At 68.4% G+C, this 21,628-nt stretch carries 18 protein-coding genes; 5 read left to right on the top strand and 13 right to left on the bottom strand.

Annotated elements, in window-relative coordinates:
• Positions 1-92 precede the first annotated feature (92 nt).
• Together AC1Q5A_RS08895 and AC1Q5A_RS08890 are read right to left on the bottom strand one after the other, a co-directional pair.
• On the bottom strand, positions 93-3,284 hold the full coding sequence (locus AC1Q5A_RS08895; protein WP_492700291.1) for an efflux RND transporter permease subunit: 3,192 nt from the start codon (positions 3,282-3,284) through the stop codon (positions 93-95).
• Between the two features lie 174 nt (positions 3,285-3,458).
• The gene (locus AC1Q5A_RS08890) at positions 3,459-4,703 is read right to left on the bottom strand and encodes an efflux RND transporter periplasmic adaptor subunit (protein ID WP_492700290.1); all 1,245 of its coding nucleotides are present in this window, start codon (positions 4,701-4,703) and stop codon (positions 3,459-3,461) included.
• A 144-nt stretch (positions 4,704-4,847) separates the two neighbouring features.
• Between AC1Q5A_RS08890 and AC1Q5A_RS08885 the strand changes: the two genes are divergently transcribed.
• The gene (locus AC1Q5A_RS08885; RefSeq protein WP_492700288.1) at positions 4,848-5,819 is read left to right on the top strand and encodes a LysR family transcriptional regulator; all 972 of its coding nucleotides are present in this window, start codon (positions 4,848-4,850) and stop codon (positions 5,817-5,819) included.
• On the opposite strand, the gene AC1Q5A_RS08880 is transcribed toward AC1Q5A_RS08885, so the two are convergent.
• On the bottom strand, positions 5,820-6,617 hold the full coding sequence (locus tag AC1Q5A_RS08880) for an undecaprenyl-diphosphate phosphatase (RefSeq protein WP_492700286.1): 798 nt from the start codon (positions 6,615-6,617) through the stop codon (positions 5,820-5,822).
• A gap of 356 nt (positions 6,618-6,973) precedes the next feature.
• Here AC1Q5A_RS08880 and AC1Q5A_RS08875 point away from each other — a divergent pair, with 356 nt between their 5' ends.
• The 4 genes from AC1Q5A_RS08875 to glnA all read left to right on the top strand — a co-directional run bounded on the left by AC1Q5A_RS08875 (position 6,974) and on the right by glnA (position 11,043).
• Positions 6,974-7,735: a TorF family putative porin gene (locus AC1Q5A_RS08875; protein WP_492700283.1), complete on the top strand. Its 762-nt coding sequence runs from the start codon at positions 6,974-6,976 to the stop codon at positions 7,733-7,735.
• 24 nt (positions 7,736-7,759) lie between these two features.
• Positions 7,760-8,098, top strand: coding sequence for a P-II family nitrogen regulator (locus AC1Q5A_RS08870; protein ID WP_492700281.1), 339 nt, complete (start codon positions 7,760-7,762; stop codon positions 8,096-8,098).
• 22 nt (positions 8,099-8,120) lie between these two features.
• The gene (locus tag AC1Q5A_RS08865) at positions 8,121-9,443 is read left to right on the top strand and encodes an ammonium transporter (RefSeq protein WP_492700278.1); all 1,323 of its coding nucleotides are present in this window, start codon (positions 8,121-8,123) and stop codon (positions 9,441-9,443) included.
• A gap of 190 nt (positions 9,444-9,633) precedes the next feature.
• Positions 9,634-11,043 (top strand): type I glutamate--ammonia ligase, encoded by a 1,410-nt coding sequence (gene glnA / locus AC1Q5A_RS08860; RefSeq protein WP_114340410.1) that lies wholly within the window; start codon positions 9,634-9,636, stop codon positions 11,041-11,043.
• A gap of 67 nt (positions 11,044-11,110) precedes the next feature.
• Here the strand turns inward: glnA and AC1Q5A_RS08855 are convergent, their stop codons facing one another.
• The 10 genes from AC1Q5A_RS08855 to AC1Q5A_RS08810 all read right to left on the bottom strand — a co-directional run bounded on the left by AC1Q5A_RS08855 (position 11,111) and on the right by AC1Q5A_RS08810 (position 21,605).
• A complete protein-coding gene (locus tag AC1Q5A_RS08855) occupies positions 11,111-12,421 on the bottom strand; it encodes a carbohydrate porin (protein WP_492700276.1) in 1,311 nt (436 codons plus the stop codon).
• A gap of 5 nt (positions 12,422-12,426) precedes the next feature.
• Positions 12,427-13,827 carry a c-type cytochrome gene (locus AC1Q5A_RS08850; RefSeq protein ID WP_492700274.1) on the bottom strand — a complete coding sequence of 467 codons (1,401 nt, stop codon included), beginning with the start codon at positions 13,825-13,827 and terminating at the stop codon, positions 12,427-12,429.
• Positions 13,824-15,467 carry a GMC family oxidoreductase gene (locus AC1Q5A_RS08845; RefSeq protein ID WP_492700272.1) on the bottom strand — a complete coding sequence of 548 codons (1,644 nt, stop codon included), beginning with the start codon at positions 15,465-15,467 and terminating at the stop codon, positions 13,824-13,826. The genes AC1Q5A_RS08850 and AC1Q5A_RS08845 overlap by 4 nt, the downstream gene beginning before the upstream one ends.
• Positions 15,468-15,481: 14 nt before the next feature.
• Positions 15,482-16,009, bottom strand: a complete 528-nt coding sequence (locus AC1Q5A_RS08840; protein ID WP_492700270.1) for a sugar dehydrogenase complex small subunit — start codon at positions 16,007-16,009, stop codon at positions 15,482-15,484.
• Positions 16,010-16,444: 435 nt separating this feature from the next.
• Positions 16,445-17,422 carry a cation diffusion facilitator family transporter gene (locus tag AC1Q5A_RS08835; protein WP_492700268.1) on the bottom strand — a complete coding sequence of 326 codons (978 nt, stop codon included), beginning with the start codon at positions 17,420-17,422 and terminating at the stop codon, positions 16,445-16,447.
• Between the two features lie 76 nt (positions 17,423-17,498).
• Positions 17,499-18,071: an NADPH-dependent FMN reductase gene (locus AC1Q5A_RS08830; RefSeq protein WP_492700267.1), complete on the bottom strand. Its 573-nt coding sequence runs from the start codon at positions 18,069-18,071 to the stop codon at positions 17,499-17,501.
• 61 nt (positions 18,072-18,132) lie between these two features.
• Positions 18,133-19,758, bottom strand: coding sequence for a hypothetical protein (locus AC1Q5A_RS08825; protein ID WP_492700265.1), 1,626 nt, complete (start codon positions 19,756-19,758; stop codon positions 18,133-18,135).
• Between the two features lie 64 nt (positions 19,759-19,822).
• Positions 19,823-20,368 carry a Dps family protein gene (locus tag AC1Q5A_RS08820; RefSeq protein ID WP_492700263.1) on the bottom strand — a complete coding sequence of 182 codons (546 nt, stop codon included), beginning with the start codon at positions 20,366-20,368 and terminating at the stop codon, positions 19,823-19,825.
• Positions 20,369-20,402: 34 nt separating this feature from the next.
• A complete protein-coding gene (locus AC1Q5A_RS08815) occupies positions 20,403-21,014 on the bottom strand; it encodes an NAD(P)-dependent oxidoreductase (RefSeq protein WP_492700261.1) in 612 nt (203 codons plus the stop codon).
• Positions 21,015-21,062: 48 nt separating this feature from the next.
• Entirely contained in the window at positions 21,063-21,605 is a 543-nt protein-coding gene (locus AC1Q5A_RS08810; RefSeq protein ID WP_492700259.1) for an HdeD family acid-resistance protein, read from the bottom strand.
• Positions 21,606-21,628: the final 23 nt, after the last annotated feature.

The raw sequence follows: 21,628 nt of genomic DNA, 5'->3' as shown, positions 1-21,628 counted from the left end.
GGCGGTGTGGCGGACGATGCCCGCCCTACGGTTACCTTGCCGGGCGAGATCCTGCGGCGCTGTGGGTCCGGACATTGTCATGAGGGTTTTCATCAATGGTTCTCCAGCGCCGGTAGCGCATGCGCGGCGGCGCGTTCGGCCGCGCGCGCCTCGCGGCGCTCGACCAGGGCGCGGATGACGACGTAGAACAGCGGCGTGTAGATCAGCCCGAAGATGGTCACGCCGAGCATGCCGGCGAACACCGCCACGCCCATCGCGTGGCGCATCTCGGCGCCGGCGCCCTGCGAGGCGACCAGCGGCACCACGCCCATGATGAAGGCGAACGAGGTCATCAGGATCGGGCGCAGCCGCAGCTTCGCCGCTTCCAGCACCGCCTCGTGGCGGCTCATGCCTTCATGCTGGCGTTCGCGAGCGAACTCCACGATCAGGATCGCGTTCTTGCACGCCAGTCCGACCAGCACGATCAGACCGATCTGGGTGAAGATGTTGTTGTCGCCGCCGCTGAGCCACACGCCGGCGATCGCTGACAGCAGCACCATCGGCACGATCAGGATCACCGCCAGCGGCAGCGACCAGCTCTCGTACAGCGACGACAGCACCAGGAACACCAGCAGCACGCACAGCGGGAACACCAGGATCGCGGTATTGCCGGCGAGGATCTGCTGGTAGGTCAGTTCGGTCCACTCGAAGCTGATGCCGTTGGGCAGGTTGTCCCTCGCCAGTTTCTCCATCGCCGCCTGCGCCTGGCCGGAACTGAAGCCCGGCGCGGGGCCGCCGTTGATCTCGGCGGTGGCGTAGCCGTTGTAGTGCTGCACCCGGTCCGGGCCGGCACCCTGCTGCACGGTGACGAACGAACCCAGCGGCACCATCTGACCCTGCGCGTTGCGCGTCTTCAGCTGCAGGATGTCCTGCGGCGTGTGCCGGAACGCCGGATCGGCCGAGACGTTCACCTGGTAGGTGCGGCCGAAGCGGTTGAAGTCGTTGACGTAGAGCGAGCCCAGATAGGCCTGCATGGTCTGGTACACGTCGGCCAGGTTCACGCCGACGGTCTTGGCCTTCTCGCGGTCCACCTCGGCGTCCACCTGCGGCACGCTGATCTGGAAGCTGGAGAACAGCCCGGCCAGCGCCGGATCCTTGCGGCTGGCGGCGATCAGGTTCTGCGTCTGCTGGTACAGCTCGTCGAAGCCGCGGTCGGCGCGATCCTCGATCTGCAGGCGGAAGCCGCCGATCGTGCCCAGCCCCATCACCGGCGGCGGCGGGAACACCGCGATGTACGCGTCCTGGATCGCGGCGAACTTCTGGTTCAGCGCGCCGGCGATCGCGCCGGCCGACAGCGATGCGTCACGGCGTTGCTCGAACGGCTTCAGCGCGACGAACACGATGCCGGAGTTGGTCGAGTTGGTGAGGCCGTTGATCGACAGCCCGGGGAAGGCCACCGCATGTTCCACGCCCGGCTGCTGCAGGGCGATCGCGCCCATGCGCTGGATCACGTCCTCGGAACGGTCGAGCGAGGCTGCGTCGGGCAGCTGCGCGAACGCCACCAGGTACTGCTTGTCCTGACCCGGCACGAAGCCGGTCGGCACGTGCGAGAAGCCGAACCAGGTCAGTGCGATCAGACCGGCATACACCACCAGCGCCAGCTTGCCCTTGCCCACGATGCGCTTCACGCCGCCAACATAGCGCTCCGAGCCGCGATGGAAGACGCGGTTGAACGGGCGGAACAGCCAGCCGAATGCGCGATCGATGCCGCGCGTGAGGCGGTCCTTCGGCGCGTCGTGGCCCTTCAGCAGCACGGCGGCCAGCGCCGGGCTCAGGGTCAGCGAGTTGAACGCGGAGATCACCGTGGAGATCGCGATGGTCAGCGCGAACTGGCGGTAGAACTGGCCGGTGAGGCCGCTGACGAAGGCGGTGGGGATGAACACCGCGCACAGCACCAGCGCGGTGGCCACGATCGGCCCGGTGACCTCGCGCATCGCCTGGCGCGTGGCCTCCTTCGGCGACTGGCCCAGCTCGATGTGCCGCTCCACGTTCTCTACCACCACGATCGCGTCGTCGACCACGATGCCGATCGCCAGCACCAGGCCGAACAGGCTCAGCGCGTTGAGCGAGAAGCCGGCCAGGTGCATCACCGCGAAGGTGCCGATCAGCGACACCGGCACCGCCACCAGCGGGATGATCGAGGCGCGCCAGGTCTGCAGGAACAGGATCACCACCAGCACCACCAGCAGGATCGCCTCCAGCAGCGTGTGCGCCACCGCCTCGATCGAGCCGCGCACGAACACGGTCGGGTCGTACACGATGGAATAGTCGACGCCCTGCGGGAACTCCTTCTTCAGCTGCGCCATGGTGGCGCGCACCTCGTCGGAGATCTGGATCGCGTTGGAACCGGGCCGCGCGAAGATCGGCAGCGCCACCGCGGGCTTGTTGTCGAGCAGGCTGCGCAGCGCGTAGTTGTTCGAGCCGAGGTCGACCTTGGCCACGTCGCCGAGGTGGATGACACCGCCGCTCGCATCGGTGCGCACGATGATGTTGCGGAAGTCGTCCTCGCTGACCAGCCGGCCGCGGGTGTTGATGTTGAGCTGGAACGCGGCCTTGCCCGGACCCGGCGGCGCGTTCAGCGCGCCGGCGGCGACCTGCACGTTCTGCTCGCGGATCGCGGCGATCACGTCGCCGGTGGTGAGCGAGCGCTGCGCCAGCTTCTGCGGGTCCAGCCACACGCGCATCGAGTACTCGCCGGCGCCGAAGATCTGCACGTCGCCCACGCCGTCGAGCCGACCCAGCACGTCCTTCACGTGCAGTCGCGCGTAGTTCGACAGATACAGCATGTCGTAGCGCTGGTCGGGCGAGATGAGGTGCACCACCATGGTCAGGTCGGGCGAACTCTTCTGCGTGGTGACGCCCAGCCGCTGCACTTCCTCGGGAAGTTTCGGCAGTGCCTGCGCCACGCGGTTCTGCACGTCGACCTGGGCGGTGTCGAGATTGGTGCCCAGCGCGAAGGTTACGGTCAGCGTCATCGCGCCGTCGCTGGTGGCCTGCGAGGAGGTGTACAGCATGCCCTGCACGCCGTTGATCTGTTCCTCCAGTGGGGTGGCGACGGTTTCGGCGATCACCTTCGGGTTGGCGCCGGGGTAGGCGGCGCGCACCACCACGGTGGGCGGCACCACCTCGGGGTATTCGCTGATCGGCAGCTGGAACACCGCGATGGCGCCGGTGATCACGAACAGCAGCGACAGCACGGCGGCCATGATCGGCCGGTCGACGAAGAATTGGGCGATGTTTTTCATGCAAAAGATCCTCGACGAAGCCGGTTGACGGCTTCGGTCTTTCTTTGCTCCTCCCCCTGCGCAGCAGGGGGAGGCGGGGAGGGGGTAACGCTCTTGCGCTTGCTTTGCGTCAGACTGGAGGGCTTCACCCCTCCCCAACCCTCCCCTGCTGCACGCAGGGGAGGGGGCGCATCGTCAACCCTGCGGTACCTTTGCTGCCGCCGTATTGGCCTGCGCCGTGCGCTTGTCCACATTCGGCGCATCGCCGCGCTCCACCAGCGCCTTGTCCGCCGCATCCAGCCGGTAGCCCATCGCCACCTGCTGCGGGTTCACCTGGACGCCGGGGCGCACGCGCTGCAGGCCGTTCACCACCACCACGTCGGTCGGCGCGAGGCCGCTGTCGATCACGCGCAGGCCATGGAACAGCGCGCCGGTGTCGACCTTGCGGTACTGCACCTTGTATTCCTGGTCGACCACGTAGACGAAGCGGTTGCCGAGGTCGGTGCCGATCGCGCGGTCGTCCACCAGCACGCGCGCCCGGGCCTGGCCGCTCTGCAGCTGCACGCGGGCGTACAGGCCTGGCGTGTACAGGCCGTCGGCGTTGTCGAACACCGCGCGCAGGCGCATCGTGCCGGAGCCGGTGTGCAGCTGATTGTCGACGAAATCGAGGCGACCTTCGTGCGGGTAGCCCGATTCGTCGGCCAGGCCCATCGCCGCCTCGATCCGCGCGTCGTGGCCGGCCTGCTTCGCGCTGGCGCGCAGGTGGTCGAGCTTGAGCCAGGTCTGCTCGTCCACGTCGAAGTAGACGTAGACCGGGTTCACCGAGACCATGCTGGTCAGCACGTCGTTGCTGGTGACCAGGTTGCCGGGGGTGACCCGCGCGTTGCTGACGCGGCCGTCGATCGGTGCGCGCACCCGGGTGAAGTCCAGGTTCAGCCGCGCCGCGGCGAGCGCGGCGGTGGCCGCGCCCAGCTGCGCCCGCGCGCTCTGCGCGGTGGTGGCCTGGCGGTCGGCTTCCTGCTGCGCGATCGCGTGCTGGGCCAGCAGCATCTCGGCGCGGCGCTGGTTGGTCTCGGCCAGGCTCAGCTCGGCGCGGGCCTGTGCTTGGTTGGCGACCAGCCGGTCGACCTCCGCCTGGTACGGGCGGGCATCGAGCTGGAACAGCACGTCGCCCTTGCGCACCAGCGCGCCTTCCTGGAACTGCACCGACTCCACGAAGCCGCCCACGCGCGGCTGTACCTGCACCGTGTTGACCGCTTGCAGCCGGCCGGTGAACTCGGCGCTGTCGCTGACCCGCCGGGTCAACGCCTGCGCCATCGTCACCTCCGGCGGGCCACCGGCGGCGGGGCCCTGCGCGTGGCTGTCGTTGCCGTGCAGCAGCAGCCAGCTGCCCAGTGCGCCGGCCGCGACCAGGGGGACCAGCATCCATTGTTTTTTCATCATGCGCTCCCAACACCATGTTGGCCGGGGAGGGGGAACCCGGCGAAGGGCCGAGAGAATAGGTGTACTTTTCGGTATAGAAAATCCGTTTCTTGCGCACTACACTCGTGCGCCGCAGTCACGAATCGACGAGGAATTGAAACCATGGAAGACTTTTCCGCCATTTCGACCTTCGTCCGCGTGGTCGAAGCCAAGAGTTTCGCCGCCGCCGCCAACCAGTTGGGCATGACTCCGTCCGGGGTTAGCCGGGCCGTGTCGCGGCTGGAAACCCAGCTCGGCGCACGACTGCTGTTCCGTTCTACCCGGTCATTGCGTTTGACCGACGATGGGGCCTCGTTCCACGCCCGTTGCAAGGAGATCCTTGCCGATCTGGCCGAGGCGACCGAGGCGCTGGGGCATGCGCGCAGCCATCCTGTGGGCAAGTTGCGGGTCGCCGCGCACTCGGCGATCGGCCGTTCGGCGCTGATCCCGAACCTTGCCGCGTTCGAGCAGCGCTACCCGGACATCCGCCTGGAACTGGCGATGTGCGACTACCACTTCGACCTCAACGAGGAAGGCTACGACTGCGCGATCCGCATGGGCGAACTGGCCGATTCCAACCTGATCGCGCGCAAGCTCGGCTACTTCAGCAACGTGCTGTGCGCCTCGCCCGAGTACCTGCGCAGGCACGGCGTGCCGCAGAACATCGAGGAACTGAGGCAGCACCGCTGCATCAACTACGTCTACCCCAGCAGCGGCAAGCCGTACCAGTGGCAGTTCGACACGCCTGGCGGGCGTGTCGCGCTGGACATCGACGCGCATATGCTGATCAACGACGGCGAGTCGGTGATCCAGGCCGCGGTGGCCGGCCTGGGCATCATCCAGATCCCGCATTGCCTGGCCGCCAGCGCACTGGCCAAGGGCCAGCTGGAGATCGTCATGAGCGACACGATCTCCACCGGCTCGCCGGTGTGGATCGTCTACCCGCAGAAGCGCCACCTGTCGGCGCGGGTGCAGGCCTTCATCGGCTGGATCAGCGAGCTGTTCGAGCGCACCAGCAAGCCGCAGTGCCGGATCGCCCCGGGCGGCACCGCCCGGAAGGCCGCCCGCGACGAACGGATGCCGGCAGCGGCGTGATCAGGCGCCGGCCGGCACCAGCAACAGCAGCGCCACGCCGAACGCGATGCGGTAGATCGCGAAGGGGGTGAAGGTGTGGCTGCGGATGTAGCCGAGCAGCCACTTCACTGCCACGAACGCGACGATCGCCGAGACCACGAAGCCGACGACCAGCGCGGTCCAGTCCTCGTGCGCGGCGCTGCCGTCCTTCACCACCTTTAGCAGCTCGTAGCCGGTGGCCGCGTACATCGTGGGGATGCCGACCAGGAACGCGAACTCGGTGGCCGCCGCGCGGTTGCTGGTGCCGAACAGCATCGCCGCGAAGATCGTCGCGGCCGAACGCGAGGTGCCGGGGAAGATGCCGGCGACCATCTGCGCGATGCCGACCAGGATCGTCACCTTCCACGTCACCGCGCTGCGCTCGGGTTGGCGCGCGGCCAGTCGTTCGGCCGCGATCATCCACAGGCCGCCGATCACCAGCGCCCAGGCGACCGGGGTTACCGTCTCGGGCAGCTTGAAGCCCAGTTTCACCGCCGCGAGGCCGATAACCGCGGTGATCAGGAAGGCCACCACCAGCTTCAGCAGGTAGTCGCGGTTGGCCGGGTCGCGCCACTGCGTCGACAGCTGCCAGATGCGCTTCCAGTAGATCAGCGTGACCGCCAGGATCGCACCGGCCTGGATGCCGATGTTGAACAGGTCCGAGCGCGCGCCCAGCCCGAACTTCTCGGCGATCAGCAGGTGGCCGGTGGAGGAGATCGGCAGGAATTCGGTGATGCCTTCGATGATGCCGAGCAGGATGACGCTGAGCAGGTCGGTCACGGGAGGGGTCCGTTGGCAGGGTGGTGGAGACGTGCCGTCGAGCGGATTGTCGGCATGAAGCGCCATAGCTTACGGGTTTTGCCTCCGTACTGGAGGGTTGCGGGCCGGGCGCGCCAGCCGACCGTACACGCACTGGAACAGTGCAAACCGGCCGCCACGGTGGGTGCAGATGGTGCTAACGCGGACGCGGCCGGCTCGCCACGGCGCCGCCGAGGCAGTCACGCCAACGGTTTCCGTCCGTGGCACGTGGCTTGCTGAGGGAACAGGGGGTCATGCAATCGCATGACCGTGTCGCGGCAGCTGATGGACGTCTGGACGGCCATCGCCGCGACGCCACCACCGAGGAAGCGTAGCCAATGAAACGAAATTGGATATCCGCGGCGGCCGTCGTGCTGTGCTGTGCCGCCTCCGGCCTGGTGCCGGCGCGGGCCGGCGAGGTGCCGGCCAGCAAGTGGGTCGGCAGCGCCGGCGTGGTCAGCGACTACCTGTTCCGCGGGCTTTCGCAGACCGATCGCAAGCCTGCGGTGCAGGCCGGCGTCGAATTCGACCATGCCAGCGGCTGGTACCTCGGCGGCTGGGGCAGCAATGTCAGCTGGCTGTCCGACGGGTCGACCTCCGCGGCGCCGGTTTCCAGCAGCGTGGAGCTGGATCTCTACGGCGGCTGGCGCGGCAGCCTCGGCGGCGACTGGAGCGGGGACGTCGGCGTATACCGCTACCAGTACCCCGGCAGCTACCCGGCGGGCTCCACCCTGCCCAATACCACCGAGGGCTATGCCGCACTGGCCTGGAAAAGCGTGTCGCTGAAGTACTCGTACGCCTTCACCGACCTGTTCGGCTACGCCGGCAGCCGGCACAGCGGCTACCTCGACCTGTCGTGGAACCAGGAGTTTGCGCCGGGCTGGCTGCTCAACGCGCACGCCGGTCACCAGCACGTGGCGAACGTGCCCGGCGCCTCGTACAGCGACTGGAAGCTGGGCGTGACCCGCAACGTCGGCAGCGCCTGGTCGGCGGCGCTGGCCTACTGCGACACCAATGCGGGCAGGGCGGCCTACACCAATGCGCATGGCCATTACCTGGGCCGCGCCACCGCGCTGCTGAGCGTGGCCAGGTCGTTCTGAAAGACATTCCACCGGGAGCCATCCATGAAAATGATCACCAGCGTCATCCGCCCGTACAAGCTCGACGAGGTCCGCGACGCGCTCGCGCGCGCCGGCGTGTCGGGCATCACGGTGACGGAAGTGCGCGGCTTCGGCCGCCAGAAGGGCCACACCGAGCTGTACCGCGGCGCCGAGTACGTGGTCGATTTCCTGCCCAAGCTCAAGGTCGAGGTGGTGGTGCCCGACGAGCTGCTCGACGCCGTGCTGGAGGAGATCCAGCACTCGGCCCGCACCGGCAACGTCGGCGACGGCAAGGTCTTCGTCACCGGCGTGGACCAGGTGATCCGCATCCGCACCGGCGAACTCGACGCCGACGCCCTCTGACCCGAAGCACGCGAGGTTTTCCATGAAAGAGTTCAAGTTCCATCGCGGCATCGGCGCTGGCCTGGCGCTGGCCCTGGCCGCGCCGATGCTGCACGCCACCGCGGCCGCGCCGGTGGTCGACAAGGGCGACGTGGCCTGGATGCTCACCTCCACCTTGCTGGTACTGATGATGACGGTGCCGGGGCTGGCGCTGTTCTACGGCGGCCTGGTGCGTTCGAAGAACGTGCTGTCGATCTTGATGCAGGTGCTGACGGTGTTTTCGCTCTTGCTGCTGCTGTGGGTGGCGTACGGCTACAGCCTCGCATTCAGCGGCGGCGGCGCGGTGATCGGCGACTTCGCCAAGCTGTTCCTGCACGGCGTGACGAAAGACACGCTGGCGGCCACGTTCACCGCCGGCGTGTCGCTGCCGGAGTACGTGTTCGTGGCGTTCCAGGCCACCTTCGCCGGCATCACCGGCGCGCTGATCGTGGGTGCGTTCGCCGAGCGCATGCGTTTCCGCGCAGTGCTGCTGTTCGCGGCGATCTGGTTCACCTTCGCCTACCTGCCGATCGCGCACATGGTGTGGGCGGGGCCGAACGGCTTCCTGTTCGCCAGGGGCGCGCTGGATTTCGCCGGCGGCACCGTGGTGCACATCAACGCCGGCGTGGCCGGCCTGGTCGGCGCCTGGTTCGTCGGACCGCGGCTGGGCTTCGGCCGCGAGCCGATGAAGCCGCACAACGTGACGTTCACCATGGTCGGCGCGGCGTTGCTGTGGGTGGGCTGGTTTGGCTTCAACGCCGGCTCCAACCTGGAGGCGAACGCGGGCGCGGGGCTGGCCTTCATCAACACCCTGCTGGCGGCGGCGGCGGCGGTGCTGGCGTGGCTGGCGATGGAGGCGGTGATGCGCGGCCATGCGTCGATGGTGGGCGGCGCCTCCGGCGCGGTGGCCGGCCTGGTCGGGATCACCCCGGCCTGCGGCACGGTGGGGCCGATGGGCGCGATCGTGATCGGCGCAATGGCCAGTTTCTGCTGCGTGTGGGGCGTGACCGGGCTGAAGAAGCTGCTGCGCGCGGACGATGCGCTGGACGTGTTCGGCGTGCACGGCGTCGGCGGCATCGTGGGCGCGCTGCTGACCGGCGTGTTCACCGCACCGGCGCTGGGCGGCACCGGCGCAGCGGACTATTCAGTGGTCCACCAGCTCGGCGTGCAGGCGCTGGGCGTGGGCATCACCGTATTCTGGAGCGGCGTGGTTTCGGTGCTGGCCTACCTGGCGGTCAAGGCGGTGTTCGGCCTGCGCGTGTCGTACGAGGCGGAGCGCGAGGGGCTGGACATTACCTCGCATGGCGAAAGCGCCTACGATGGATGAGGCGGGCGGTCGCCGGGCGTGACGACCGAACCATAATGGTGCAATGTGCCGGCCACATTGCACCATCATGCTGCCCGAAGCCACCCTTACCGTCGCCGTGGCATCCGTCAAGCCGTTGTCGGACAACGGTTCTGCCCGCTGGCACGGACCTTGCCAAAGACCAGTCACCATCCACCTTCGAGGTTGTCCCATGTCCGCCAACAAAGTGCTCGACCTGATCCAGGAGCATGAGGTCGAGTTCGTCGACTTCCGCTTCGCCGATATGCTCGGTACGCATCACCACGTCACCTTCCCGGCCCACGCGATCGACGAGTCGACGTTCGAGGACGGCAAGATGTTCGACGGCTCCTCGATCACCGGCTGGAAGGGCATCAACGAGTCGGACATGATCCTGCTGCCCGACCCGGACACCGCCCACCTCGACCCGTTCAGCTCGCACACCCAGCTGATCCTGCACTGCGACGTGCTGGAGCCGAGCACTATGCAGGCCTACGGCCGCGACCCGCGCTCGATCGCCAAGCGCGGCGAGGCGTTCCTGAAATCCACCGGCATCGCCGACACCGCGTTCTTCGGCCCGGAGCCGGAGTTCTTCATCTTCGACTCGGCGCGCTGGCAGAACGATCCCGGCCGCGTGTTCTACGAGATCGGCTCGGAAGAAGCGGCGTGGTCGTCGCGCTACAAGTACGACGGCAACAACAGCGGCCACCGCCCGGGCGTGAAGGGCGGCTACTTCCCGGTCAGCCCGGTCGATTCGCTGGGCGACCTGCGCGCCGACATGTGCAAGGTGCTGGAGTCGCTGGGGCAGAAGGTCGAGGTGCACCACCACGAGGTGGCCAACGCCGGCCAGTGCGAGATCGGCGTGAGGTTCAACACGCTGGTGAAGAAGGCCGACGAACTGCTGACGATGAAGTACGTCATCAAGAACGTGGCGCACCAGAACGGCAAGACCGTCACCTTCATGCCGAAGCCGCTGGTCGGCGACAACGGCTCGGGCATGCACGTGCACCAGTCGCTGTCGAAGAACGGCGAAAACCTGTTCGCCGGCGACCTCTACGGCGGCCTCAGCCAGACCGCGCTGTGGTACATCGGCGGCATCTTCAAACATGCCCGCGCGATCAACGCCTTCGCCAACTCCACCACCAACAGCTACAAGCGGCTGGTGCCGGGCTTCGAGGCGCCGGTGATGCTGGCCTACTCGGCGCGCAACCGTTCGGCGAGCTGCCGCATCCCGTACGTGGCCAGCCCCAAGGGCCGCCGCATCGAGGTGCGCTTCCCCGACCCGATGAACTCCGGCTACCTGGTGTTCACCGCGCTGATGATGGCCGGCCTGGACGGCATCATCAACAAGATCGACCCGGGCGCGCCGGCCGACAAGGACCTGTACGACCTGCCGCCGGAAGAAGAGAAGAACATCCCGCAGGTGTGCTCCAGCCTGGACGCCGCGCTGGAAGCGCTGGACAAGGACCGCGACTTCCTCAAGGCCGGCGGCGTGTTCACCGACGACTTCATCGACGCCTACATCGAGGTGAAGATGAAGGAAGTGACGAAGTACCGCGCCAGCACGCACCCGCTGGAATTCCAGATGTACTACTCGCTCTGAGCGGGCGGGCCATGCGGTGAAGGCAACGGGCGCCTCGGCGCCCGTTGTCGTTTCGGCTCGATCGTGTTCAGAACGTCACCTGCGTATACAGGCCGATCACGAAGGCGTCGGGGATCTTGCCGGTGCCGTTGGGGCGGATGATGTACTGCAGGTTGGGGCGCAGGGTGAGCCACGGCGCGATCTTCGCGCCGTAGTCCACTTCCAGCACGGTCTCGTAGGTCTGGATCGGCAGCGCGCCGGGCGCCACGCTGTCGCGGTCGCGCTGGTAGCGGGTCAGTCGCGGATTGATCCGCGCCGACGCCGCCATGAACGAGACCACGTCGTTGTCGCGGCCGGGGAAGGTGCCCTGGTAGTGGCCGCCGACGATCCAGAAGTAGCGGAACTTCGCCGTCGCCGCGTCGCCCACGCCGCCCATCGCGCCCAGGGTGAGCCCCCGCTTGGTGCCGGGGCCTTCGCGATAGACCATCTTGTCCAGGATGAAGTAGCCGCCCGAGCGGCCGTCGTGGTGCTCGAACGCGGCGCGGGTCAGCCCGGCGGAGAGGCCGTTGACGTCGGTGAGCACGTCGGGCGTGCCGGCGCTGTTGTAGTAGGCGCCGAGCTTGAACTCGCCGGGCCGCGGGTTGTCGGGGCGGGTGCTCCAGCCCAGCTCGACCGGCACGATCAGGCCGTTGCTGTTGAAGCTGAGGTTCCAGCCCTGGTCGCGGTTGCCCGCTTTCGGATTGTTCTGGTAGACGCCGCCCTGCACGTAGAAAGTCGGCGTGACATGCACCTTCAGCCTCGCGCCCCATTGCGCGGTGGGGTAGTTGTGCGCGCCGCTGTTGGTGGTCATCGCATTGGCGTGGCCGCAGATGATGCCGTTCTGGAAATTGCAGAATGCCGCCAGCCGCGCGAGGTCGTCGCCCATCGGCGACCAGCCCAGTTCGAGGGTGACCTTGTGCTCGAGGAAATCCTGCTGCCAGTTCAGTTCGGCCAGGCGGAAGTTCTGCCCCGCACCGTACAGCTCCTGCACCGAGAACAGGTTGCCCAGCGCGTCGTTGCTCAGGCTGCGGCCATCGCGCTTGGTGACGGTGAACTGGATCTTCGCGTCGGGCACGCCCCACAGCTTGTCGAGGTCGAAGTCGGCGCCGAAATCGAGCTGCTGGGTGTAGCGCGCGGTCTGCCGCCGGCCGCCGGACGGGTTGCCCGCGCTCTCGGTGGTCCAGTGCGCGCGCAGGTTGATGCCCTTGTCCTGCAGGGTGCTGCGCGAGCCGCCCCAGTCACCGGTCAGCGTGGGTTGGACGAGCCAGCCGCCGGCTTGCTGCGCCATGGCCGGCAGGGTACATAGCCACAATGCGCCACCGAGCAGCAGGCCGCGGATCGTGCAGGATGGATGGCGCATGCAGGTCAGGCCTGGCTGGAGGAAGGCCGGCGCCGTCCGCGCCGGCGCCACAGGACGATGATGGCGAGGATCAGCACCACCACCAGGACTATCGCCAGCCGCACCAGGGCGACCAGGTGCGACGGCGCACCGCCGCTGCGCAGGTTGGCGACCTGCGTACCGGTGATCCGTGCGGCGGGGTTGCCGTAATGCAGTGTCAGGTAGTTGCCGAGGGTGGCGACCTGGTGGTCGGACAGCGCGTCGGCGAAGCCCGGCATATGCACGCCGGAGTCGCCGGTCTGCCAGCGGATGCCGTTGAGGATCACCAGCACCAGGTTGGCGGTGTCGGCGCGGCCGGTGGCGGTGTTGTGGAACAGCGGCGGCAGACCGCCGTCGAAGCTTCCTTCGCCGCTGGCCTGGTGGCAGCTGGCGCAGTGCGCGTCGTAGAGCTGCGCGCCGCTCCACTGCCCGCCGTCGTCGGGCAGGGCGGTGCCGCGCTGGTCGGCGATCCCGTCGAACGCCGCGCCCCAGCTGTCGACGGGCCGGGTGTCGCCCGGGTCGTGTTGCGCGGGGACCGTCTTCAGGTAGGCGGCGATCGCCTGCAGGTCGGTGGGTTCGAGGTGCTGCAGGCTGTACTCGACCGCCTCCGCCATCGGCCCGGCCGCCTGCGCCTTGCCGCGGGCGTGGCCGAGCCGCAGGTAGTCGACCATAGCCTGCCCGCTCCAGGTGCCGATGCCGCTGTTCGCGTCGGAGGTGATGTTGACTCCGCTCCAGCCATCGATCGTGCCGCCGGCCAGCTCGCGCGACGGCCGCTGGGCCATCAGCAGGTTGCGCGGCGTGTGGCAGTCGCCGCAGTGGGCCAGCCCGCGCACCAGATAGGCGCCGCGGTTCCATTCGGCGCTCTGGCCCGGGTCGGGCGTGAACGGCTTGCCGTCGAGGAACAGCAGGTTCCACGCCGCCATCGACAGGCGGATGTTGAACGGGAACGGCAGCCGGGTCGGCGGCGGCTTGCTGTCCACTGGCGCCACGCCGTGCATGAAGTACGCGTACAGCGCATGCACGTCGTCGTCGGTGAGCAACGCATACGAGGTGTACAGCATCGCCGGATACAGGTGGGCGCCATCGGCGCGGATGCCCTTGCGCACGGCGTCGCTGAACTGCGCCTCGGTGTAGCGGCCGATGCCGGTGCTGGTCGATGGCGTGATATTGGTGCTGACGATGGTGCCTACCGGCGTGGATATCTTCAGCCCGCCGGCGTACGGCTTGCCGCCCGGCGCGGTATGGCAGGCCACGCAGTCGCCTGCGGTGGCCAGGTACTGGCCGCGCTGCAGCAGGGCGGCATCGGTGTTGTCGGCAGCGCCGGCAGGCGTGGCGGTGAGCGGGCCGATCAGGGCGAGCAGCGGGAGGCAGCGGATCAGTGCGTTCATGCCAGGTCCGCCTGGTGGTCTGCGCGCGCCGTGGCCGCGTGCGCCTGTTTCGCCGGCAGGATGTGCTCGGCGGTGCGCAGCGCCAGCGCCACCGCGGTGAGCGTGGAGTTCATCGTGGCCGCGGTGGGCATCACGCCGGTGCTGCAGACGAACAGGTTCTCGTGGTCGTGCGTGCGGCCGAACGCGTCGACCACCGAGCTCGCCGGATCGTTGCCCATGCTCATCGTGCCGGTGATGTGCTGGTTGTTGGCGAACTGGCCTTCCGCGCTGTAGCGCAGGCCGGTGCCGCCCATCAGCTCGGCGATGCGGGCGAAGTCGGCCTTGGACACTTCCGCGGCGCGGCGCGTGTAGTCGTCGATCGCGTAGTGCGCTTCCGGTTTCGGGATGCCCATGGCGTCCTTCTCCGCGCTGAGCGCGATGCGGTTGTCGGGATTGGGCAGCACCTCCAGCACGTTCTTCACGTTGACCTGCCGCGCGGCGCGCCAGCGCAGCTGCTTCTCGAACTCCGCGCCGTACACGCCTTCCTTGATCAGGTCGTTGGTGACGCTGAACACCTGCGAGATGTTGGTGAAATCCAGCCGGTACGGCGCGTGCTGGCTGCGGAACGCGCCGTCGCGCAGGGTGTTGATCGAGCTGGGGCTCTGCGGGCCGCGGCCCAGCCACAGTTCCTCGTCGGCGTAGAACGTGAGCGAGGTGCTGGGGTGGTCCATCAGGTGGCGGCCGACCATGCCGGAGCTGTTGGCCAGCCCGTCGGGGTACTTGCTGCTGGCCGACAACAACAACAGTTTCGGGCTCTCGATGCCGTTCGCGGCGAGGATGAAGGTCTTGCCGGTGACGCGGTGCTCGCTCTTGTCGGGCGCATAGTAGTGCACCGCCGCGATGCGGCCGCTAGCGTCGTGTTCGATGCGGTAGACCACCGCGTTGGGCAGCAGCTTTGCTCCCGCCGCCTCGGCCGCCTCCACCGCGTTGATGCCCAGGTACTGCGCGTTGACCGGGCAGATCGGCTGGCAGCTGTTGTTGCCCACGCAGGCCGGCCGCCCGTCGTAGCCGCGGCTGTTGCGCGCCACCGTGTTGGCGACCACCGGATACACCGGTGCCAGCCGTTCGCGGAAGCGGCGCATCGACCATGGCTCGGCCACCGGCTCCATCGGGAACGGATGCTGTCGCGGCGAGCCGGTGTCGTCCGCGCCGGCCACGCCGAGGATCTCCTCCGCTTCCTGATACCAGGGGTCGAGTTCCTCGTAGGTCATCGGCCAGTCCACGCCCACGCCGTACAGGCTCTTGATGCGCACGTCGTTCGGCACCAGCCGCCACGCCTGTGCGGCCCAGTGCCAGGTGGTGCCGCCCACCGCGCGGATGTACTCGGCCGGATAGGGATACGGCCCGGCCTGTTTCAGGTAGCCGTTGTCCTTGGGCACATAGATCGGATGCGGCGCCCACGCCGACGGCGGGTACGGCGCCATCCAGTTGCCTTTCAGCGGCGAGTTGCGGAACGCGGCGACGATGCGGGCGCGTTCCAGCCGCGGCCCCGCTTCCAGGATCAGCACCGAGGCGCCCTGCTGCGCCAGCCGGCGCGCGGCCAGCGCGCCGACGATGCCCGAGCCGATCACCACGATGTCAGCCGACTGCTGTGCGGACATGCGTTGCCACTCCTTCAGACGGGTTTGCCGGTCCAGCTGCCGTAGCTGCCGTAGGCATAGGTCGGCGGCTTCAGCACGTCGGCCACGATCACCGCGTTGAGCGCGGTCTCGTAGGCGACGCAGCGCGCGCCTTCGCCGCTGCCGATCACGCCCAGGCACCAGGCGCTGACGATCTGCCGCGGCAGCGGCGTCAGGGCAGCATGTTCGGCGTCCAGCACGCCCTGCAATTGCAACGGATCGATGTGGCGTTCGTTGATCAGGGCCAGCAGCGCCTGCACGTCGGCCGGAAAGTTCGGGTGGGTGGCGGCGAGGGCGTCGTACAGGCGCCTCGCCTGCGCGGCATCCAGCGCCTGCCGTCCGACCAGGATCGCCGAGAGCGCGGTGAAGGCGCCGAGGTCGGCGCGCGGTGCCGGTTGCGCCAGTGCCCAGGGGATCAGCGAGGCGGTGTAGGCGGTGAGCAGGCCGGCCAGCAGGCGCCGCCGCGCAGGATCGGCAAGGGTATCGCAGCGAGTGTCGATGCTCTCGGGTAGGTTCGTCGCCACGATATTTCCCCTGCTCGTTACCTCGCCGCCCGGCGACTTGCCGGACTGGGCAACGCTACTCTGCTGCGGGCTCAAGACGATGTGAAAATCCAGGCCGGCGAAAGCCGCAGTGGGTGGTTGGTGCCTCGCGGAAGGAAGGGCATCGCGGGGCTTTCCGCGGCATCGCCCCGGCCATGCCCGCCCGAAAGATCCTGCGGTGCCTCCGCCTTGCAGCGTTCACGCGTGTGTGACGGGCGACGGATCAACGTCATGCAGCGCGATGGCCATGGTCATGTCGATCCTTCCATCGATCGCGTCGAGCCGGACGAGCATCGCCGACCGCAAGGCATGCGACGTGGTGCTACGGGCGGAGGCAGTTGGTTGAAGGACGCGTTCCCGCGTGGTGTCGGCGGCGGCACGGCAAGCGTCGACGCAGCGATGGACCGGCCATCGCATTCATGACGTGCGGCCGGCCGCTGCTGACCATGGCTCGCCGAAGCGTCGACGCATGCTTTCCCGGTACGCGTCATCGGTCTGCGGTTTCACAAACAGGTCGATGACCTCCGGGTGGGCCTGGCGGATCTTCCGTTCGAGGGCAAGCACCAGATCCTCGATCTCGCTGGCGCGGATGTCATCGGCGAACTGCAGGCTGAGCGCGGCGACGATCTGGTTCGGTGCCAGTTGCACGGTGAGCAATCCGTTGACGCAGGCTATCGGGCCCTGTTCCTGCGCGATGCGCAGGATCGCCGCATGCAGCCGGCGATCGCCGCGTTCGCCGATCAGCAGGCTCTTGCTCTCGCGGGCGAGCAGGGCGGCGACGAAGGCGAGCACCAGGCCGATCAGGATCGAGGCGATGCCGTCGGCGGCCGGCAGCGCCAGCGTGGTGGCGGCAAAGGTGCCGGCCACGCCGATCGCGATGCCGACCAGTGCGGCGCTGTCCTCGAACAGCACCATGAAGGACGGCGGGTCCTTGCTGCGGCGGAAGGCCTCGTAGTAGCCCAGCGGGCCCTTGGCGGCCCGGAACTGCCGCAGCGAGACCAGCCAGGAGGCGCCCTCGAACGCGAAACACAGGCCGAACACCACGTAGCTCACCAGCGGATGGCTGATCGGCTGCGGCTGGCGGACATGGACGACGCCCTGGTAGATCGACACGCCGGCGCCCAGCGCGAACACCATCAGGGCCACGATGAAGCTCCAGAAATACAGCTCGCGGCCGTAGCCCAGCGGGTGCTCCGGGTCGGCCTGCTGCATCGAGCGGCGCATGCCGTGCAGCAGCAGGAGCTCGTTGCCGGTATCGACGAACGAATGGACGGCCTCGCTCAGCATCGCCGAACTGCCGGTGCCGATCGCGGCGGCGGTCTTGGTGAGCGCGACCAGCAGGTTGCCCGCCAGCGCGGCATACACGCTCAGGCGTGTGGAGGATATGGAGGCCATGGACTTCCCCGCCGTCGTCGCTGCACTGGTCCAGCGCCGTTGCCGCCGGTGCCGGCGGCAACGGTGTGCCGCCGCCCTAGTCCTCCCGGGGCAGCACGGTGAGCACGCGCTCGATGAAGACGTGCAGCTCCTTCATGTAATTGCTGAGGAACTCGGCGGTGGCGTCGTTGCTGACCGCGCCGTCCTCGCTGATCAGGCCGGGGCTGAACTGGATGTACGCCTCGATCGTGTTCATCAGCGGCGAATTGCAGAAGCACAGCACGCCGCGCAGCTGCTGCTGCGCGACCGCGGTGCCGATCGAGCCGGGCGAGGTACCGATCACGCCGGACGGTTTGCGCGCGAACGAGTTCTTGCCCCATGGCCGGCTGGCCCAGTCGATCGCGTTCTTCAGCGCGCCGGGGATCGAGCGGTTGTACTCCGGCGTGACGAACAGCACCGCGTCGACCTCGGCGATCGCCTGCTTGAACGCGCGCGCCACCGGCGGGTAGTCGGCGTCGTAGTCGTAGCTGTACAGCGGCAGGTCCTTGATCGGGATCTCCACCAGCTGCAGTGTGGGTGGCGCGAGCCGGGTGAGCGCCTTGGCCAGCAGGCGGTTGATGGAGCCCTTGGCGAGGCTGCCGACGATGTAGCCGACTTTGAACGTGGTCATGGGAACTTCCTCGTGGGTGGCGTGGTGTGGTGCCGCTGGAGCCGCCGCGGCGGTTGATCCCTCAATGGCAGGCCGGGTTCCCCGCGCCCGCCATGGCGAAGAAGGTGATGGTGGCCGGTGCCAGCGCTACGCGACCCGCCGTTTCCGGTGCGCCCTGCAGCGGCGGCAACGCGTCGCCGGCGGCCAGCGCCAGCGCGTGGCCATTCAACTGCACCTGGCCGTCTTCGGGTTTCGCCGCGCCCAGCGTGTAGCGCCGGGCCGGCAACGGCAGTTCGATGGATGCGGGCTGCGTGCGGCTGTTGTTGATCGCCAGCACGGTCACGCCGCCGGCTTGTCCGGGCAGGCACTGCGCGTACAGGTGCAGGCCGGGACGCGACGGGCCGGCATCGAGCACGGTGCTGCCCATCAGCCGATGCCACAGCAGGGCGGCCCAGTAATCGGGCCGGGGCGCGAAGCTGTTCTGGTCGAGCAGGCCATATTCGCTGGACGCCAGCGTGTTGTGGAACACCACGCTGACGCCGCGCCGGGCCAGCCGCCCGAGCTGGTCGAGATAGCGGAAGCTGTCGAGGAACGTCGCCGCCCACGGGTTGCCGCCGCAGGCCGCGTCGGCGGTCTCGGTGATCCACACCGGCTTGGCCGGCGCGTAGCGATCGCGCAGGCCTTTCACGTAGAAGTCGTAGCTGGTGTCGGTACGTGCCAGCCACGCTTCGGACAGCGCATCGGCGGCGGTGGTCTGCGCGCCGGCGCCCATCGACGCGCAGCGGATCGAGGCCGCGCCGTAGAAGTGGTACGAGAACACGTCGAACGTCGGCCGCGGCGTGGCGGCGAGCATGTCCGCGGTCTTGACCAGACCGGCTGCCAGCCCACCACCGCCCATGGCGGGCATCAGCACGCCCTCGCCGACCGAGCCGGGGCCGACGATCCGCATGTCGGGCGCGGCCTTGGCCGCGAACGCACGGAACACCGCGAAATCGCGTGCATAGTCCTGCGCGATATAGCCCTTCGGCGCGCCGCCGTAGACCGGCATGTCCGGTTCGTTGAAGAACTCCGCCGCGGCGATGTGGCCACCGGCCGCCCTGGTATAGGCCACGAACTTCCGTGCTTGTTCGGGCGTCCAGACGCCGTTCTGATCACGCACGCCGGCGCTGATCGCGAAGGAGGTGACCAGCTCGGCGTCCACGGCGTGCGCGAAGTCGATCACGCCCTTCCACTGGCGGCGGCCGAGCACACCCTGGAAACCTTGCGGCACCCTGGCCGGTGCGGGACCGTCGGCATCGTGGAAGTACACCGTGTTGGCCCAGGTGCCGCTGGTGCGCATGTACGCCGGTCCGAGCGCCGCGGCGAGCTTGCGCAGGCGCGGGTTGGACAGGTTGATCGCCGGGCGGGCCTGGAACATCGTCGGGTCCTGTCCGGCCACCCCGGCTGGCGCCGCGCCCGCGCCCGCCTTGGCCTTCATCGCCGCGATGCTCTCTGCGGTGTACGGCTTCCAGAAGTTGCCGCCGACCACCTCGGCCATCTCGACGTTGTACGACTGGTAGCGCGCGTCGACCTGCGCGATCGCCGGCAGCGTGGCCGGAGCCAGCTGGATCGCCGCCGCCGGCGCGGATGGTGCGGCCGCGCCCGCGGTTGCCGCCAGCGCGGCGAGGCAGGCAGCGCCGGCGAATCCGATCAGTCTGTTCGTTGTCATGCGCCTAGCCTCGTGAGTGGACGTTCCGCCAAGCCGCTGCCGCGCGTCGCGACCTCCGCGGCGGTCAGTGCCCGCTGGAATCGCCGCGGCGGGTGGTCTCGAACAGGAACCAGGTGCGTCGCTCGGTCTCGTCGATCCATTCCTCGATCAGGCTGGCGGTGGCGATGTCGTGGCGCTCGTCGCAGACGCCGTGGGCCTCGCGCAGGCGCGCGGCCAGCGCCTTGTTGTCCTCGCGCAGCTCGGCCAGCATGTCGGTCGGCTCGACATACTCGGCGTCGTTGTCGTCGACGCGCTGCAGACGCGCGATGTGGCCGATCGAACGCAGCGTGCTGCCGCCGATCTTGCGGATGCGCTCGGCGATCGGGTCGGTCATCGCGAACAGCTGGTCGCCCTGCTCGTCGAGCAGCAGGTGGTAGTCGCGGAAGTTCGGCCCGCTCATGTGCCAGTGGAAGTTCTTGGTCTTCAGGTACAGCGCGAACACGTCGGCGAGGATCGCGTTCATCGCACCGCTCACGTCGCGGGTGGCGCGGGCGTCGAGGTCGGTGGGGGTGGCCAGCGGGGCATGTTGCATGCGCTGTGCGGAGGCTTTGCTGGAACCGGATTTCTTCATGGGGTGAGTCCTCTGGTCGGAATGCTCGTGGTGTTCAGTAGCCCACCGTGAAACGTTGCCGCGGATGCTTCGGTGTTTCCAGTTCGTCGACGAAGGCGATCGCGTAGTCCTCCATCGAGATCCAGCTCCTGCCGCTGGCGGCGGTGAGCAACTGGTCGCCGCCCAGCCGGAATTTGCCGGTGCGTTCGCCGGGGACGAACTCGGCGGAGGGCGACATAAAGGTCCAGTCGAGATCGCGCTCGCTGCGCAGGGTTTCGAGGCAGCGGCGACCGGCCTCGGCTTCCGGCCGGTACGCCGCGGGAAAGCCCGGTGCGTCGAGCAGGATCCGGCCCGGTGCCACTTCCAGGGTGGCGGCACCACCGACCACCAGCAGGCGGCCGACCCCCGCCTGCTTCACCGCGGCGATCAGCGATGCGGCGTCGGTCGTGGCGAATTTCAGCGCGCTGAGCACCGCGTCGTGGCCGGCCAGCAGCGGCGCCAGTTGCGCCGGCTGGTTGACGTCGCCGTTCCTCAGCACCAGGTGCGGCTGGCTGGCCAGCTTGCCGGTGTCGCGGGCGACGCCGGTCACCTGGTGGCCGCGCCGCAGCAGTTCCGCCAGCAGGCGCGAACCGACGCGGCCGCTGACGCCAAGCAGGACAACGTTCATGGCTACCTCCCGCGGAGGTCGTGGTTGATCATCGCTTCCGGCAAACGCTCACGTGCGGAGGTAATTTCCCAAGGCGATGCGCCAGGCGCCGGTGAAGATCAGCGAGAAGCCGGTCAGCAGGCCGATGAAGGCGAGCGAGCTTTCCGGCCAGCCCAGCATGATCAGGAACGCCAGCACGATCGACAGCAGGCCGTCGAACAGCACCCAGCCCCAGCGCGGCAGCGGCCGCAGCTGGAACGCCAGCACGCTGCGCGCCACGCCGCCGAGCAGCAGGAAACTGCCGACCAGCAGGGCCAGCGAGGCCACGCCGGCCACCGGCACGATCAGGATCGCGATGCCCAGCGCCAGCGTCAGCAGCCCGGAGCACAGCTTCCAGCCGAAACCGCGGTGGCTGCGCGTCTGGATCGCGTAGGCGATCTCGAACGCACCGCCCAGGATCAGCAGCCAGGCGAAGAACAGCGCGGTCGCCAGTGCGGCGATCGCCGGCATCAGCAGGGCGAGCACGCCGGCGATGATCAGCAGCACGCCCCAGGCGATGATCCAGCCGCTACCGGGAACCGCGTTGCTCTTGATGTCGCTTGTCGTAGCCATGGACGATCTCTCCGTGACGGGTT

This window comes from Rhodanobacter sp. GW835-FHT13D09 (genome assembly GCF_058793995.1).
This window is presented reverse-complemented; position numbering and strand designations above follow the sequence as displayed.

Excerpts from the sequence above, each read along its gene's own strand:
- AC1Q5A_RS08895 (WP_492700291.1), bottom strand. The coding sequence starts at position 3,284 with ATGAAAAACATCGCCCAATTCTTCGTCGACCGGCCGATCATGGCCGCC.
- AC1Q5A_RS08890 (WP_492700290.1), bottom strand. The coding sequence starts at position 4,703 with ATGAAAAAACAATGGATGCTGGTCCCCCTGGTCGCGGCCGGCGCACTG.
- AC1Q5A_RS08885 (WP_492700288.1), top strand. The coding sequence starts at position 4,848 with ATGGAAGACTTTTCCGCCATTTCGACCTTCGTCCGCGTGGTCGAAGCC.
- AC1Q5A_RS08875 (WP_492700283.1), top strand. The coding sequence starts at position 6,974 with ATGAAACGAAATTGGATATCCGCGGCGGCCGTCGTGCTGTGCTGTGCC.
- AC1Q5A_RS08870 (WP_492700281.1), top strand. The coding sequence starts at position 7,760 with ATGAAAATGATCACCAGCGTCATCCGCCCGTACAAGCTCGACGAGGTC.
- AC1Q5A_RS08865 (WP_492700278.1), top strand. The coding sequence starts at position 8,121 with ATGAAAGAGTTCAAGTTCCATCGCGGCATCGGCGCTGGCCTGGCGCTG.
- glnA (WP_114340410.1), top strand. The coding sequence starts at position 9,634 with ATGTCCGCCAACAAAGTGCTCGACCTGATCCAGGAGCATGAGGTCGAG.
- AC1Q5A_RS08855 (WP_492700276.1), bottom strand. The coding sequence starts at position 12,421 with ATGCGCCATCCATCCTGCACGATCCGCGGCCTGCTGCTCGGTGGCGCA.
- AC1Q5A_RS08850 (WP_492700274.1), bottom strand. The coding sequence starts at position 13,827 with ATGAACGCACTGATCCGCTGCCTCCCGCTGCTCGCCCTGATCGGCCCG.
- AC1Q5A_RS08845 (WP_492700272.1), bottom strand. The coding sequence starts at position 15,467 with ATGTCCGCACAGCAGTCGGCTGACATCGTGGTGATCGGCTCGGGCATC.
- AC1Q5A_RS08835 (WP_492700268.1), bottom strand. The coding sequence starts at position 17,422 with ATGGCCTCCATATCCTCCACACGCCTGAGCGTGTATGCCGCGCTGGCG.
- AC1Q5A_RS08830 (WP_492700267.1), bottom strand. The coding sequence starts at position 18,071 with ATGACCACGTTCAAAGTCGGCTACATCGTCGGCAGCCTCGCCAAGGGC.
- AC1Q5A_RS08825 (WP_492700265.1), bottom strand. The coding sequence starts at position 19,758 with ATGACAACGAACAGACTGATCGGATTCGCCGGCGCTGCCTGCCTCGCC.
- AC1Q5A_RS08820 (WP_492700263.1), bottom strand. The coding sequence starts at position 20,368 with ATGAAGAAATCCGGTTCCAGCAAAGCCTCCGCACAGCGCATGCAACAT.
- AC1Q5A_RS08815 (WP_492700261.1), bottom strand. The coding sequence starts at position 21,014 with ATGAACGTTGTCCTGCTTGGCGTCAGCGGCCGCGTCGGTTCGCGCCTG.
- AC1Q5A_RS08810 (WP_492700259.1), bottom strand. The coding sequence starts at position 21,605 with ATGGCTACGACAAGCGACATCAAGAGCAACGCGGTTCCCGGTAGCGGC.